Below are 15,334 nucleotides of genomic sequence, written 5' to 3'. Positions count from 1 at the left end.
CTCCCGCCCCCCGCCGACTTGTCCCGCCCGCTGGGGTTTCGCTTGTCGGCCAAGATCATTGGTGCCCTCCTGGCGGTGCTACTGATGGCGCTCAGTGCCATCGGGGCGACGCTGTGGCTGTCCTGGCAACTCGAAGGGGGGGCCGCCGCCATCAACGACGCCGGGAGCCTGCGCATGCGCGCCACCCGGCTGTCACTCGATGTGCAGCGCTTCCACGACGGCAAGCTGCCGCGCGAAGTGGTGCAAAATTCCATCGTCCGCTATGACCAGACCCTGGCGGTATTGCGCAGGGGTGATAGCGCCCGCCCCTTGCTGGTGCCGCGCACCGCAAAAATCCTGCTCGATTTCAAAAATGTCTCCGACCAGTGGCACGGGCGCATCCGCCCCTTGGGGCAGGCCATTCTGGCGGCGGGCAGCGAGGCCAGCCCGCAGTCGATTGCTCGTTTCCAGTCCATGACCAGCGACTACGTCGACCTGATCAATCGTTTCGTCGCCGACATGGAGGCCTACAACGCGCGCAACACCGAGTACCTGCGCTATTGCCAACTGATGCTGGCGGCCCTGGCCGTGGTGGGTACGGTCGCCCTGATCTACATGATGATGCTGCTGGTGCTCAATCCGCTCGACAAGCTGCATCAGGGTATCCAGCTCCTGGCCGAAGGCCAGCTCGACGTCTCGGTGCCGGTCGAGTCTGACGATGAGTTCGCCCAGGTGAGCCAGGGCTTCAACCTGATGGCGCAACGCCTGGCCGAAGCACGCGCCACGCTGGAAGAGCGGGTCCGCGCCAAGACCGCTTCGCTGCAGCAGAAGAACAAGGAACTGGCGCTGCTCTATGAAATCTCCGCTTTCCTGAACCAGCCGCAATCGCTGGAAAGTCTGTGCCAGGGTTTCCTGGCTAAGGTGATGGCGGCGTACCGCGCCGACGGCGGGGCGGTTCGCCTCACCGATCACGAGCAGGGCATCGTCTACGTGGTAGCGGATCAGGGCATGCCGGAGGCACTGCTCAAGGAAGAGCATTGCATGCGCGTGGGCGACTGCCTGTGCGGCGAGGTGGCCGAACACTCGTCCAGCCGGGTGGAGACGCTGAGTGTGGCGGACAACAAGAGCTGCAGCCGGGAGGGCTATCGCGTTATTTCCGCCTTCCCGATCACGGTGCAGGGGCGTTCCCTGGGCTTGTTCAACCTGCATTACCGTCAGTCCGTCATCATGACGCCGCAGCAGACCCGCTTGCTCGAGGTACTGGGACAAAACCTGGCCGTGGCCATCGAGAACCAGCGCCTGTTCGCCAAGGAGCGCGAGTTGGCGGTGCTGGAAGAGCGCAACCTGGTGGCGCAGGGGCTGCACGACAGCATTGCCCAGGGCTTGTCCTTCCTGAACCTGCAGGCCCAGATGCTGCGCCAGGCGCTGCAGCTTGGCGACAAGGAGTTGCTGGACGACACCGTCGGCCTGATCGAGACCGGCATCAAGGAAAGCTACGACGATGTGCGGGAGCTGCTCAACAATTTCCGCTCCAAGCTCTCGGAGAGCCTGATGCAGGCCATCTCCACCGTGCTCGAGCGCTTCCGCCGCCAGACCGGCATCAAGGTGGAACTGCGCTCCGAGGGACTGACGGTGCCGCTGATGCCGGAACAGCAGCTGCAGATACTGTTCATCCTGCAGGAGGTGCTGTCGAACGTGCGCAAGCACGCCCAGGCTACGCAGGTGGTGGTTCATCTCAAGGACGACGGGAGTGCGTTCGAGCTCGATATCAAGGACAATGGCGTCGGCTTCGCCATGGCGACGGTGGCGGGCAAGGCCGATACCCATTTCGGCTTGTCCATCATGAAGGAGCGTGCCGCGCGTGCCGGCGTGGCCCTGCGTATCTCCAGTCAGCCGGGCCGGGGCACTTCGGTGCACCTGCATCTGCCGCGGGCCCAGCGCAAGGCCGCCTGAGCCGAATATCGACCTTAACCAAGAGAGACTTATGCCTGATACCCCGATCCGCATCCTGTTGGTCGACGACCACACCCTGTTTCGCAGTGGCATCCGCATGCTGCTGTCGCGCCAGCCCGAGCTGGCCGTCGTGGGCGAGGCCGCCGATGGGGCGGAAGGGGTGAAACTGGCAAAGCAGCTGATGCCGGATGTGGTGCTACTCGATCTGCACATGCCGGGTATCTCGGGTGTGGAAGCGCTGGGCTTGCTGTTGCAGGACAACCCGACGCTGGCGGTGGTGATGCTGACGGTGTCGGAAGACGCCGACGACCTCACTGCCGCGCTGAAGGCCGGCGCACGTGGTTACCTGCTGAAGAACATCGATGCCGACTTCCTCAAGCAGTCCATCATCAAGGCCGCCGCCGGCGAGTCGGTGATGAGCGAGGCCATGACCGCCAAACTGATGGCGCATTTCCGTGCCGGTGCGCCGGCGCCGTCGCAACAGCAGCAGGAGCTGGAGAAGCTGACGCCACGCGAACGGGAGATTCTCGGTTTCCTGGCGCAGGGCCAGAGCAACAAGGAAATCGCACGCACGCTCGACTTGGCCGAGAGCACGGTGAAAATCCACGTGCAGAACATCCTGAAAAAGCTGGGGCTATCGAGCCGGGTGCAGGCGGCGGTGTACGCAGTGGAGCACGGCGTGGCACGCCGCAGCGAGTAGGTGGGGAAAGCATGAAACAAAAAAGGCGGCCTTGGCCGCTTTTTTTTGTTGTGGCGGCAGGAAGTGACGGCGCTGGAGCCGTCGGATGGCACCAGCACGCCCCCCGGTCACGGTTGGCCAGTACGGGCAATGTTCCCCGGCTGGGGTCAATCAGAAAATATCGTCACACCGTTCGGCGAGAAAGCGGGCATCGTCCCGGTCGTGCGCCCGTTGGCGAACTTTTTGCTGCCGGACTTTTTCCGCTTCACTGAGTTGAGGTTTGGCTACCGCGTAAAGAAAGCTTTCGTGCTGGTCGCGGGCCTGTTTTCGTCGAACGCTTAGAGGGATACGAGAGATCATCCTGTCACCTCATCACTGCATTGCTGGCTTGTACACCAGAAGGCATTCGCTTTACAAAATGACCCTAATTAATTCTTTTGTAAAGCATAAATGGGCATCGGTTCCGGAAATGTTGCAGGAATGTCCTTGACGGTCAGCTTGCCGCCGATTCATTTCGATTTCATGTCAGGACGGAAGTCTTCGTATGCTGTTTTGATGGACAGCGGTGCCCCGGGTCGATGAATAGTGGCCTTTTAGAATATTGATCAAATTAGAAAATCTATTTGGTTATAACGCTAATCGGTTACTCTCCCATATCGTTTTCGAGTGCATCTGGGGGTCGTATGGAGTTGGGCTATGTCGTGGCCGGTCTTCTCGTTGGTTTTGTCGTCGGACTGACCGGCGTGGGCGGTGGCTCGCTGATGACCCCTATCCTGGTGTGGTTCGGCATTCCCCCGGCCACCGCGGTCGGTACCGATTTGCTGTACGCGGCCATTACCAAGGCCGGCGGCGTGATGATTCATCACCGTCAGCGCCATGTCGACTGGGGCATTACGAGGCGCCTGGCGACCGGCAGCCTGCCGGCGGCGCTGCTGACCCTGTTCGCGCTGTCCCGTATCGACCTGCCTACCGCCACCATCAATGCCGTGATCAAGGTGAGCCTGGGAGCGGCGCTGATCCTGACCGCGCTCGCCATTCTGTTCAAGCCGCTGCTAGTGAAACTGGCGCATCGCATCAACCCGTCGTTGCTGGATGAGTCCCGCTCGCGCACCGTGCCGACGGTGCTGATCGGCGTGATGCTGGGCGTGCTGGTGACGCTGAGCTCGATCGGTGCCGGTGCCCTGGGGACCTTGGCCCTGTTCCTGCTCTACCCGGTGCTGCCGACCACGCGTCTGGTGGGGACCGAGATTGCCCACGCCGTGCCGCTGACGCTGGTGGCGGGGATCGGTCATGCCAGTCTCGGCAACCTCGATTACGGCCTCTTGGTTAACCTGCTGATGGGGTCGCTGCCCGGTATCTGGATGGGCAGCCGCCTCACCAAGAAGATGGCGGAGCGCTGGATGCGTCCGGCACTGGCGATCATGCTGGCCATCGTCGGAACCAAGCTGGTGTACTGATCGAGACAATGTCTTTTCCCGAGCCCGGGGCGCCGATGGCAACATCGGCGCCCCGGGCTTTTGTGCGTCTTGGGATGCGTGAGATGCGGGTGGCTGTGGTAAAGCCTTATCTATCAGCTGCGCTCTGTAGCCTGACGATACTGCCGTGGTGTGAAGCCAGTCAGCGCCTTGAATTGCCGGCTGAATGCGCTGTGGTCGGTGTAACCGCACTGCAGTGCCACATCGGTAATCGGTATTTTGGTATGAAGCAAGCGATGCGCATGCTCCAGGCGCGCCTTGTGGATCATTTGCCGGGGTGTCAGATGGAAAACCCGCTTGCAGTACCGTTCCAATTGCGCGGCTGAAATGCCGGCAATCCGCGTCAACTCACCCATGGTGATGGGGCGATTGAAATGCGCACGAATGTATTCGTCCACGGCGACAAGGTGCTGATAAGCGGGATGCGTATTGCTGGCCGATTGCAGGTCGACCGATATGCCCATCAACCCGATGATTTCGCCTTTGCGGTTGTACAACGGCCATTTATACGTCAGGCACCACCCCGGTTCGCGGCTCTTGTAAAGATGCAGTTCTAGCTGGTTTTCAAGGACCAATCCCTGCTCCAGAACCCGTCGATCCTGCTCTGTATAGCCAGGACCCAGCTGAGCCGGGAAGACTTCAGCACTGGTTTTACCCAGCAGGGGTTGTAGCTGTTTCAGGCCGCAGCGCTGTACCAGCGTGTGATTGGCAATGAGGTAGCGTGCCTCCACATCCTTGATGAATATCGCCGCATTCGGGATGACATCCAGTACAGGTAGCAACGGCGCCACTCCCGCCAGCCATTCCTCGATAGTTTCAGGGCGTCGTTGCTCATCGCCCCGGCACAACATGGCAAGTGCGTTCGGTGTCATGACTTCCACTCCCCGGTATCCGTGCTCCCCCTCCAGTACCTGTTTCAGGGGCAAAACAAGCAGCTTGCAGCACGGCTTGCGTCATGTCGAGCCGCCCGTGAGGCTGCCACGCCAGTCGTACACCACTAAAACAAACTATGCCGATTTCGTCATCAAAGATGAAGATAAGCATCAAGATTATGGGCATCGATGAGTCCATTCTATGGCCTGGAAACTGACTGCGGGGCTCCCTCCCGAGAGGGGTAGCGCTCTTCTAAATGGACAGGCTTATGAAACAGGTACACATCATCGACTCCCACACTGGCGGTGAACCCACCCGCCTGGTGATGCAAGGCTTTCCGGAACTGGCTGGCAGCACCATGGCCGAGAAGCGCGACGCGTTGCGCGAGCAGCACGACAAGTGGCGCCGTGCCTGCCTGCTGGAGCCGCGTGGCAACGATGTGCTGGTGGGTGCGCTGTATTGCGAGCCGGTATCGCCAGACGCCACCTGCGGCGTGATTTTCTTCAACAATGCCGGCTACCTCGGCATGTGCGGCCACGGCACCATCGGCCTGGTCGCCTCCTTGCACCACTTGGGGCAGATCCAGCCCGGCGTCCACAAAATCGATACTCCGGTCGGCCCGGTCAGCGCCACCCTGCATGACGACGGCGCGGTGACCCTGCGCAACGTCCCGGCCTACCGCTACCGTCAGCAGGTCCCGGTAGACGTGCCCGGCCACGGCCGCGTCTACGGCGATGTTGCCTGGGGCGGCAACTGGTTCTTCCTGGTCGCCGATCACGGGCAGTCGCTACGGCTCGAGAATGTCGAAGCCCTGACGGAGTTCACCTGGGCGATGCTCAGGGCCTTGGAGGACCAGGGCATCCACGGCGAAGACGGCGCCCTGATCGACCATGTCGAGCTGTTTGCCGACGACGACCAAGCCGACAGCCGCAACTTCGTCATGTGTCCAGGCAAGGCCTACGACCGTTCGCCCTGCGGCACCGGTACCAGTGCCAAGCTGGCGTGCCTGGCGGCCGATGGCAAGCTAGCCGAGGGCGAGCGCTGGGTTCAGGCCAGCATCACGGGCAGCCGGTTCGAAGGCCGTTATGAATGGGACGGCGAGCGTATCCGCCCGTTCATTACCGGCCGTGCCTACATGACCGCCGACAGCACGCTGCTGATCGACGAACAGGATCCCTTCGCGTGGGGCATTTGAGCCCGCACGTCTGAGAACCGGTTCACGATCTGTCGCGAGCAGCCCTCAGCGGGGTGAAGAGCAGCACAGAAGCCGGAATGGACTGGAGTCCATGAGGGTTTCGAGCAGCACATGAGCCCTGATCAGGGATGCGCAGCAAGATCGTGAACAGGTTCTGACGCCGCCCCGGCGGCCCCTTTACCTCCATCACCCGAATAAATGCTGTAAGGAGCAAAACAATGAGCGACAACATCTTCACCGGTTGCATTCCTGCCCTGATGACCCCGTGCACCGCCGACCGCAAACCGGACTTCGATGCCCTGGTAGCCAAGGGCCGCGAGCTGATCGAGATCGGCATGAGCGCCGTGGTGTACTGCGGCTCCATGGGCGACTGGCCGCTGCTCACCGAAGCCGAACGTCAGGAAGGCGTGGCGCGTCTGGTGGCGGCCGGCATCCCGACCATTGTCGGCACCGGTGCGGTCAATACCCGCGAGGCCGTCTCCCACGCCGCCCACGCCGCCAAAGTCGGCGCCCATGGCCTGATGGTGATTCCTCGCGTGCTCTCCCGTGGCGCCTCGCCGGCCGCGCAGAAAGCGCATTTCGCCGCCATCCTCAAAGCCGCTCCGGGCCTGCCGGCGGTGATCTACAACAGCCCTTACTACGGCTTCGCCACCCGGGCCGACCTGTTCTTCGAGCTGCGTCGCGATTACCCGAACCTGATCGGCTTCAAGGAATTCGGTGGCGGCGCCGACCTGCGCTACGCGGCCGAGAACATCACTTCCAAGGACGATGAGATCACCCTCATGGTCGGTGTTGATACCCAGGTCGTGCACGGCTTTGTCAATTGCAACGCTACCGGCGCCATCACCGGTATCGGCAACGTTCTGCCGCGCGAAGTGTTGCAGCTGGTGGCCCTGAGCAAGCAGGCCGCCAAGGGCGACGCCAAGGCCCGCCGCCTTGCCGGCGAGCTGGAATCGGCGCTGGCGGTGCTGTCGTCTTTCGATGAGGGCTGTGACCTGGTGCTCTACTACAAGCACCTGATGGTGCTCAACGGCGACAAGGAATACACCCTGCACTTCAACGAGAGCGATGTGCTCAGCGATGCCCAGCGTCGTTATGCCGAGAACCAGTACGCGCTGTTCCGCGAGTGGTACGGCAATTGGTCGGCAGAGCAGAACGTCGCCTGACGCACAGCCCCGGCGCACGGCGGCGCCTCGATGCGCGTCGCCTCTTTTGCTCCCTCTGTGCAACTCCCTGTTGCGTAGCTGGGCTACCTACTTTCGCAGGAGTCACCATGAACTTGACAGGCAAGATGCTGATTGGCGGGCAAGCCGTCGCCGGCAGCCGCGCCGCGGTCCAGGCAATCGATCCGGCCACAGGCAAACTGCTTGAGCCGGCCTATCCCGGCGGCACCGGCGAGCAGGTGGAACAGGCCTGTGCGTTGGCCTGGGCCGCCTTTGACCGCTACCGTGAAACGTCGCTGGCGGTCCGTGCCCACTTCCTCGAAACCATTGCCGACGAGATCGAAGCCCTTGGCGATGAGCTGGTCGAGCGCGCCATGGCCGAGAGCGGGCTGCCGCGTGCCCGTATCCAGGGCGAACGTGGCCGCACCTGCGGGCAACTGCGTACCTTTGCCCGCACCGTGCGTGTCGGGGAGTGGCTGGACGTGCGGGTCGACACCGCCCAACCGGAGCGCCAGCCCTTGCCCCGCGCAGACCTGCGCCAGCGTCACGTGCCGCTGGGCCCGGTGGCGGTGTTCGGTGCGAGCAATTTCCCGCTGGCCTTTTCCGTCGCCGGCGGTGACACCGCCTCGGCCTTGGCGGCGGGCTGCCCGGTGATCGTCAAGGCCCATGGCGCCCACCCCGGCACCAGCGAACTGGTCGGCCACGCCGTGGCCCGGGCCGTGGCGAAATGCGAACTCCCTGAAGGCGTGTTCTCGCTGCTGTTCGGCTCTGGCCGTGAAGTGGGGCTCGCCCTGGTCAGCGACCCGCGCATCAAGGCGGTCGGCTTCACCGGTTCGCGTAGCGGCGGCATCGCCTTGTGCCAGGCTGCCCAGGCCCGCCCGGAGCCGATCCCGGTCTATGCGGAGATGAGCTCGATCAACCCGGTGTTCCTCTTCCCGGCGGCCCTGCACGCACGGGCCGAAGCATTGGCGCAGGGGTTTGTCGCCTCGCTGACCCAGGGCGCGGGCCAGTTCTGCACCAACCCCGGCCTGGTGATTGCCCTCCAGGGGCCGGACCTGGACCGCTTCAGCGCCGCGGCGGCGGATGCCGTCCAGCGCAGCAGCGCGCAAACCATGCTTACTCCGGGCATCTTCGACGCCTATCAGACAGGTGTCGGCGCGCTGGCCAGTCATGCCCGACCGGTTGCCGCCGGCCTGAGCACCGAAGGCCCGAACCAGTGTCAGCCCCGGCTGTTCATGACCACGGCGCGGGACTTTCTTGCCAACTCGGCCCTGCAGAGCGAGGTCTTCGGCGCCGCCTCGTTGATCGTGCAATGTGCCGACGGTGAGGAGATCCGCCAGGTCGCCGAGCACCTGGAGGGCCAACTGACCGCCACCCTGCACCTGGACGACGGCGACCTGCAAGCGGCCAGAGCCTTGCTGCCGACCCTGGAGCGCAAGGCCGGCCGCTTACTGGTCAATGGCTGGCCAACCGGTGTCGAGGTGTGCGATGCCATGGTCCATGGCGGGCCGTTCCCGGCCACCTCCGATGCGCGCAGCACCTCGGTCGGGACGGCCGCGATTCAGCGCTTCCTGCGCCCGGTCTGCTACCAGGATTTCCCGGACAGCCTGTTGCCTGCCGCGCTGCAGCACGGTAATCCGCTGCAGCTGCGTCGCCTGCTCGATGGCCAGAGAGAGGCCTAGGCGATGTGGAACTCCCCGACTTCAAGTGCGGACATCGTCGTGGTGGGGGCCGGCATCGTCGGCATCGCCACCGCCTTGCAACTGCGCCTGGCCGGCTGCGAGGTGACGCTGGTCGATCGCGGCGAGCCGGCGATGGAAACCAGCTGCGGTAACGCCGGCGCCTTCGCGGTGAGCGACGTGATTCCGCTGGCCGAGCCGGGCGTCTTGCGCAAGGTGCCGGGCTGGATGCTCGATCCGCTGGGGCCGCTGGCCTTGCGTTGGCGCTATCTGCCGACGCTGGCGCCGTGGCTGCTGCGCTTCGTCGCTGCCAGCCGGCCGAGTCGGGTGGCCGAGCTCACCCGTGCCATGGCCGCGCTCTTGAACCGGGTCAACGACGACTACGCGCCGCTGATCGAGCGCGCCGGCCTCACTCATCTGTGGCGGCGCCACGGCAATCTGACGCTGTACCGCAGCGAGACCGAGTTCGCCGCCGCCGAAGCCACTTGGCATGCCAAGCGTGCGCACGGTGTCGAATGGCGCAAGCTCGGCCGTGCCGAACTCGAGCGCACCGCGCCGCAGGTCGGCAAGGAGTGGCAGGTGGCTGTGAACGTGCCGGCCTGGTCGCACGTGGACGATCCCTACACCTTCAGCCGCGGGCTGTTCGACGCCTTCATCCGCGAGGGGGGGCGCTTCGTGCAGGACGAGGTGCTGGCCACCGTCAGCGCGGCCGGGCGCATTGCCGGCGTGGAGACCGCCAACCGCGGCCGGCTCGAGGCCGACACGGTGGTGATCGCCTGCGGCATCTGGAGCGACCGCTTCACGGCACAGCACCAGTACCGGATTCCGCTGGAGAGCGAGCGTGGCTATCACGTGACGCTGCCCAACGCCGGCGTGGCATTGCATCACTTCATCCAGTGCGCCAGCGAGAGCTTCGTGATCCTGCCCATGGGCAATGGCGGGCTGCGGCTGGCCGGCACCGTGGAGCTGGCGCACCGCGATGCACCGCCCGACTGGCGCCGTGCCCACATTCTGATCGACAAGGCCAAGCGCATCGTCGGCGATTTCGACGCCAGCGACATGAGTGTGTGGATGGGCAACCGCCCCTCCGTGCCGGATACCGTGCCGGTGATCGGCCCGGCGCCGGATTCCGCCGGCCTGTACTTTGCCACTGGCCACGGCCACCTCGGCCTGACGCTGGCGGCCACCACGGGCGCGCTGCTGACCGACATGATCCAGCGGCGTCCCAGCAGTTTCGATGTTTCACCGTACCGGCTCAACCGGTTCTGACCGGCCTTTCGGCCAACCTTAAAAAGAGAAGCAAAGGAGAAATCATGAAGCAGCGCTTTCCTCGCAGCATGACCATGGTGTTGGCCCTGGGTGGCATGATGGCCCCGTTCGCCATCGCGGCTGCGCAAGCGGATACCGTGGTGAAGATTGGCTTTTCCTCGCCGCTGTCCGGCCCTCAGGCGCATTACGGCAAGGACAACGAGAACGCCACCAAGATGGCGATCGACGATCTCAACGCCAGGCCGCTGACCATCGCCGGGCAGAAGGTGACCTTCGAACTGGTGTCCGAGGACGATCAGGCCGACCCGCGCGTCGGCACCCAGGTCGCGCAGCGCCTGGTGGACTCCGGTGTGAAGGCGGTGATCGGCCACTTCAATTCCGGCGTCTCGATCCCGGCATCCCGTATCTACTCCGATGCCGGCATCCCGCAGCTGTCGGTCTCCACCAACCCGACCTTCACCACCGCCGGCTACAAGACCACCTTCCGCCTGGTGGGTAGCGACAGCCAGGTGGGCGGCGCGCTGGGGCGCTATGCCGTGGCCCAGCTCAAGGCGCAGCGCATCGCGGTGATCGACGACCGCACCGCCTACGGCCAGGGCATCGCCGACGAATTCATCAAGTCCATCCAGGGGTTGGGCAAGCAGCCGGTCAAGCGCGAGTACACCAACGACAAGGCTTCCGACTTCACCGCCATCCTCACCTCGCTCAAGGCGGCCCATCCTGACGTGATCTTCTACGGCGGCGCGGACGCGCAGGCCGCACCGATGGCCAAGCAGATGAAACGCCTGGGCCTCAACGCCAAGCTGATGGGCGGCGACATGCTGAGCACCCCCACCTTCATCAAGCTGGCCGGTGCCGATGCCGTCGGCCACTTCTCGGCGGTACCGGGTGGTGAGCTTGGCGCGCGTCCGGCCGGCAAGGACTTCGAGGCCCGCTACAAGGCGCGCTACAAGCAGGACGTGGTGCTGCTGGGGCCGCAGTTCTACGACGGCGTGATGATCGTGGCCGATGCCATGAAGCGCGCCAACTCCACCGAGCCGGCCAAGTTCCTGCCGCTGATCGCCAAGACCGCCTACAAGGGGGTGACCGCCGACTTCAGCTTCGATAGCGCCGGCAACCTGAAACACGCCCCGGTGACCATCTCGGCGGTGGAAGGCAGCAACTGGAAAGTGAAGACCGTGGTGCAGTAAGACCGCCAGCGTGCGGGGGCGGCGGGCTACCACCCGGCATGCCGCTGATACGGCCCCTTGGCCGCCGCCCCGGTGAGTGGGCTTTTTTCCCGAAGAGAACCGATCCATGACCGAAACCTGGCAAAGCAACGAGTTCGACACCATCGAGATGCACACCGGCGGCGAGCCGGTACGCATCATCCCCGGGCTGCTCGACGCCATTCGTGGCGACGACATCCTGGCCAAGCGCCGCGACATGCGCGACCGGCTGGACGGCGTGCGCCGCCTGCTGATGTTCGAGCCGCGCGGCCACTACGACATGTACGGCGCGGTGCTGGTGCGTCCCAGCCTGCCGGGAGCGGATCTCGCCGTGCTGTTCATCCACAACGAGGGCTACAGCACCATGTGCGGCCACGCCGTGATTGCGCTGGCGCGCTACGCGGTGGAGCAGGGCCTGGTGGCGCGCACCGCACCGCTGACCCGGGTAGGCATCGAGTGCCCGTGCGGCCTGGTCTGCGCCGGGGTGGCGGAAGACGGCAGCGTCAGCTTCGACAGCGTGCCGGCCTTCGCCTTCGCGCTGGATCACCAAGTGGACGTGCCGGGTATCGGCAGCATCAGCGTGGATATCGGCTATGGCGGCGCCTTCTACGCCGTGGTGGATGCCGCGCGCCTGGGCGTGTCCCTGGATGGCCGCCTGCGCGATCTGGTAGAGGCGGCCACGGCATTGTCGGACGCGGTGCGCCGCAGCATCCGTGTGCGCCACCCCGACGCCGACGACCTGGGCTTCCTCTACGGCAGCATCCTCACCGATGGCCGCGAGCGCGCCGGCGACGGCCCCAGCCGCAACGTCTGCGTGTTCGCCGACGCCGAAGTGGATCGCAGCCCCACCGGCTCTGGCGTCACCACCCGCATGGCGCTGCGCCACGCGCGTGGTCTGGTGGACAGTGGCGAAGCCTGCGTGTTCGAGAGCATTACCGGTGCGCGCTTCGGCGCCAGTGTCAACGGTCCGGCCGTGCTGCCGGGTCACCACGCGGTGACCGTGCGTGTCAGCGGGCGCGCCCATTACAGCGGCCGCGCCCGCTGGTCACTGGAGCCGGGTGACGAGATCGGGCGCGGATTCCTGTTGCGTTGATGGTTCGGGTGCGATGCGCCGAACGGGCGGTACGGAGGGGCGGCGCGAATGTCGAGGCACTTGGTACGGGTGCCAGGGGCGATCGATTTCCTCTGCTTAGTTTTTGCGCCAGCCTCCGGGCTGGTTTTTTTTGGGGGGGCGGTGGAGCCGAGCCTGGCAGAGAAGGGGGCTCTATGCGCAGGGTATGACGAGGCCCGGCGATGCGGTTATGATGACGTATCATTACGTTAACGTAAGGTGAACATATGGAAAACCGCTTCCCGGTGATCGACCGCCGGACCATTGCCATGCGCTGGGGCGATATGGACGCTGTCGGCCATCTCAACAACACCAATTACTTCCGCTACCTGGAGCAGATCCGCATCGAGTGGCTGGATGAACTGGGGCACGGCATCAACCCCGATGGTGTCGGTCCGGTGCTGGCCAGCACCTCCTGCGTGTACCGCAAGGAGCTGGTCTACCCGGCCACGGTGGTGGTGACCATCGAGCTGGAGAAGCTCGGCAACTCCAGTCTCAAGCTGCGCCATCGCTTCTTCCGCGACGACGATGCCGAGACGGTGTACGCCGAGGCCGAGGCGGCGCTGGTGTGGGTGGATTATCGCAGCGGACAGACGGTGCGCATCCCCGAGCCGATCCGCGCCGCGATCAGCGGCGAGGGCGTGGCGGTCTGAATCCAGCGGCGGATCGGCCGCCTCCTCATCGGGACGCGCATGGGTGAAGGCAGCCCCGCGCGGCGTAGTGGCCGTGGGGCCGTGGGGCCGGGGGCTCAGGCCTTGTGTTTCTGCCGGATCAGGTCACGCAACAGGAAGCGGCTGGGGTGGATGGCGTCGAGCAGCGGCTTGGGCAGCGGCGCCGGTTCGTTGTCGAGGTAGGCGGCGAGGATTTCGCCCGAGAGCGGCGCGGTGATCATGCCGCGCGAGCCGTGCGCCGTGTTGACGTACAACCCCTCCACCCACGGCGCCGGGTTGTCGAGCCGGCGCGTGGCATCCTGCCCCAGCGCCCGGTAGCCTTCGAGGAAGGCGGCATGGTCGACCACCGGGCCGACGATCGGCAGGTAGTCCGGGCTGGTGCAGCGGAACGCGGCACGCCCTCCCAGTGCCTCCTCGGGCAACTGCTCGCGGCCCAGCGCCCGGTACAGCGACGGGCACAGGCCGGAGAGCATGGCGAGGTTCTCTTGATGTTCGGCCGGCTCGACGCTGAGGTCGTCGGTGTTGAACTTGAAGGTGGCGCCGAAGCAGTGGCTGTCGTGGCGTGCCGGCGAGACGTAGCCCTCGCCGCACAGCACGGTCTTGAGCCCGCGGCTCTCCGCCGTGGCCGGCGCCACCGTGACCTGGCCGCGGATGCGCTTGAGCGGCAGGTGCTGGGTGAGATCGAAGGCGGCCGCTTCGGCGCCGCCGGCGATCACCACCACCGCGCCGATGGCGAGCGGGCCGTCCTGCCCGTAGGCCGTCCACAGCCGCTCGACCGGGTTCCAGTTGAGCTCGGTGACCCGGGCTCCGAGCACCTGGCGGATGTTGGGGTGGTCGGCCAGGCGGGCAATCAGCTGTGCCGGATTGAGCCAGCCCGCCTGCGGAAAGAACAGGCCGCCGCTGGGCAGGTCGAGGCCGGCCAGCTCGCTGGCTTCGTGCTGATCCACCTGGCGCAGGAAACCTTGTGGCCAGCCGGCGGCGGCCAGTTCGGCCTGCTTTTGCGGGCTGTCCCCGGCGTGCGGCAGCTGGAGCACGCCGCAGGCCTGCCAGGTGGTTTCGCCCTGCGGCAGTTCCTTGTGCAGGGTGCGCAAACTATAGCCGTAGCCCGCCAGCACCAGCCGCGTCAGCGGCGGAAAGTGCGGCGACAGCTTGGCGTACAGCACGCCTTGGGGATTGCCGGAGGCTTCCTGTGCCAGCTGCCCGTGGCGTTCCAGCAGGGCGACCTGCCAGCCGCGGCGAGCCAGGCTGGCCGCGCTGGAGGCGCCGGCGATGCCGCCGCCGATGACGATGGCGCTGCGTTCCGCCGGCGGGGCGGGTGGCCGGGCGAACCACGGCGCCTGCCAGCCGCGTTCCGGCGTGTGCTCCAGGTGGCCGCGGCACATCTCGCGCTTGTGGCCGTAACCCGGCACTTTTCCCACGGTGAAATCGGCGGCGGTCAGGCCGCGGCGCACCGCCCCCGCGCTGGTGAAGGTGGCGAAAGTGGCGCCGGGTGCCGATAGCCGCGCCATCTGCTCGAACAGCGCCGGTTGCCACATTTCGGGGTTCTTGGACGGGGCGAAGCCGTCGAGGAACCAGGCGTCGATGCGGGCGTCCAGCTCGGGCAGGGTGTCGAGCGCGTCGCCGACCAGCAGCGTCAGCGTCAGCCGACCGCCGCGCAGCACGAAGCGATGCCAGCCCGGCGTCAGGATGTCGTACTGGGCCAGCAGCTCGCTGGAATACGACGCCAGCTCGGGCCACAGCGCCAGCGCCTGCTGCAGATCGGCGGGCGCCAGCGGGAATTTCTCGGTACTGACAAAGTGCAGCCGCGCCGTGCCCGGGGCGTGCTGCTCGAAGCATTGCCAGGCGCACAGGAAGTTGAGGCCGGTGCCGAAACCGGTCTCGCCGATGCAGAACTGACCGTGCTCGGGCAGGGCGGCGAAGCGCTCGGCCAGCGCGTTGTGGTGCAAAAAGACGTGGCGCGTCTCCTCCAGCCCCGAGGCGCAGGAGAAGTAGACGTCGCCGAAAGCGCGGGAAAAGGGTTGGCCGTCGTGCCAGTCGAGTTGGGCGTGGTGCGTCATCCGGTTCTTCAGTACGGGTCAG

Annotated in this window: 13 protein-coding genes; 11 read left to right on the top strand and 2 right to left on the bottom strand. The window is 65.4% G+C overall.

Going from position 1 to position 15,334, the window contains the following annotated elements:
* From AC3WG5_RS16610 to AC3WG5_RS16595, 4 genes are all read left to right on the top strand, one after another.
* Positions 1-1,932 (top strand): type IV pili methyl-accepting chemotaxis transducer N-terminal domain-containing protein (locus tag AC3WG5_RS16610; RefSeq protein ID WP_492569690.1); only part of this gene is annotated, 1,932 nt, incomplete at its 5' end.
* A gap of 31 nt (positions 1,933-1,963) precedes the next feature.
* Positions 1,964-2,632 carry a response regulator gene (locus tag AC3WG5_RS16605; protein WP_008952999.1) on the top strand — a complete coding sequence of 223 codons (669 nt, stop codon included), beginning with the start codon at positions 1,964-1,966 and terminating at the stop codon, positions 2,630-2,632.
* 63 nt (positions 2,633-2,695) lie between these two features.
* Complete coding sequence (locus AC3WG5_RS16600; protein WP_492569688.1) at positions 2,696-2,953, top strand: hypothetical protein; 258 nt, start codon at positions 2,696-2,698, stop codon at positions 2,951-2,953.
* A 359-nt stretch (positions 2,954-3,312) separates the two neighbouring features.
* Entirely contained in the window at positions 3,313-4,068 is a 756-nt protein-coding gene (locus AC3WG5_RS16595; RefSeq protein WP_482582673.1) for a sulfite exporter TauE/SafE family protein, read from the top strand.
* Positions 4,069-4,181: 113 nt separating this feature from the next.
* On the opposite strand, the gene AC3WG5_RS16590 is transcribed toward AC3WG5_RS16595, so the two are convergent.
* Entirely contained in the window at positions 4,182-4,958 is a 777-nt protein-coding gene (locus AC3WG5_RS16590; RefSeq protein ID WP_492569686.1) for a PAS domain-containing protein, read from the bottom strand.
* Positions 4,959-5,227: 269 nt separating this feature from the next.
* On the opposite strand from AC3WG5_RS16590, the gene AC3WG5_RS16585 reads away from it, so the two are divergent.
* The 7 genes from AC3WG5_RS16585 to AC3WG5_RS16555 all read left to right on the top strand — a co-directional run bounded on the left by AC3WG5_RS16585 (position 5,228) and on the right by AC3WG5_RS16555 (position 13,237).
* Positions 5,228-6,154: a 4-hydroxyproline epimerase gene (locus AC3WG5_RS16585; RefSeq protein ID WP_492569684.1), complete on the top strand. Its 927-nt coding sequence runs from the start codon at positions 5,228-5,230 to the stop codon at positions 6,152-6,154.
* A 218-nt stretch (positions 6,155-6,372) separates the two neighbouring features.
* Entirely contained in the window at positions 6,373-7,320 is a 948-nt protein-coding gene (locus AC3WG5_RS16580) for a dihydrodipicolinate synthase family protein (RefSeq protein WP_014086655.1), read from the top strand.
* Positions 7,321-7,427: 107 nt separating this feature from the next.
* Positions 7,428-8,999 (top strand): aldehyde dehydrogenase (NADP(+)), encoded by a 1,572-nt coding sequence (locus tag AC3WG5_RS16575; protein WP_492569682.1) that lies wholly within the window; start codon positions 7,428-7,430, stop codon positions 8,997-8,999.
* A 3-nt stretch (positions 9,000-9,002) separates the two neighbouring features.
* Positions 9,003-10,265, top strand: a complete 1,263-nt coding sequence (locus AC3WG5_RS16570) for an NAD(P)/FAD-dependent oxidoreductase (RefSeq protein ID WP_492569680.1) — start codon at positions 9,003-9,005, stop codon at positions 10,263-10,265.
* Between the two features lie 44 nt (positions 10,266-10,309).
* Positions 10,310-11,455: a branched-chain amino acid ABC transporter substrate-binding protein gene (locus AC3WG5_RS16565; RefSeq protein WP_492569679.1), complete on the top strand. Its 1,146-nt coding sequence runs from the start codon at positions 10,310-10,312 to the stop codon at positions 11,453-11,455.
* Between the two features lie 106 nt (positions 11,456-11,561).
* The gene (locus tag AC3WG5_RS16560) at positions 11,562-12,566 is read left to right on the top strand and encodes a proline racemase family protein (RefSeq protein WP_492569678.1); all 1,005 of its coding nucleotides are present in this window, start codon (positions 11,562-11,564) and stop codon (positions 12,564-12,566) included.
* A gap of 245 nt (positions 12,567-12,811) precedes the next feature.
* On the top strand, positions 12,812-13,237 hold the full coding sequence (locus tag AC3WG5_RS16555) for an acyl-CoA thioesterase (RefSeq protein ID WP_492569676.1): 426 nt from the start codon (positions 12,812-12,814) through the stop codon (positions 13,235-13,237).
* A gap of 95 nt (positions 13,238-13,332) precedes the next feature.
* On the opposite strand, the gene mnmC is transcribed toward AC3WG5_RS16555, so the two are convergent.
* Complete coding sequence (gene mnmC, locus AC3WG5_RS16550; protein ID WP_492569674.1) at positions 13,333-15,312, bottom strand: bifunctional tRNA (5-methylaminomethyl-2-thiouridine)(34)-methyltransferase MnmC2/FAD-dependent 5-carboxymethylaminomethyl-2-thiouridine(34) oxidoreductase MnmC1; 1,980 nt, start codon at positions 15,310-15,312, stop codon at positions 13,333-13,335.
* Between the last annotated feature and the right edge of the window lie 22 nt (positions 15,313-15,334).

Source organism: Pseudogulbenkiania sp. FW507-F1 (assembly GCF_058781125.1).
This window is presented reverse-complemented; position numbering and strand designations above follow the sequence as displayed.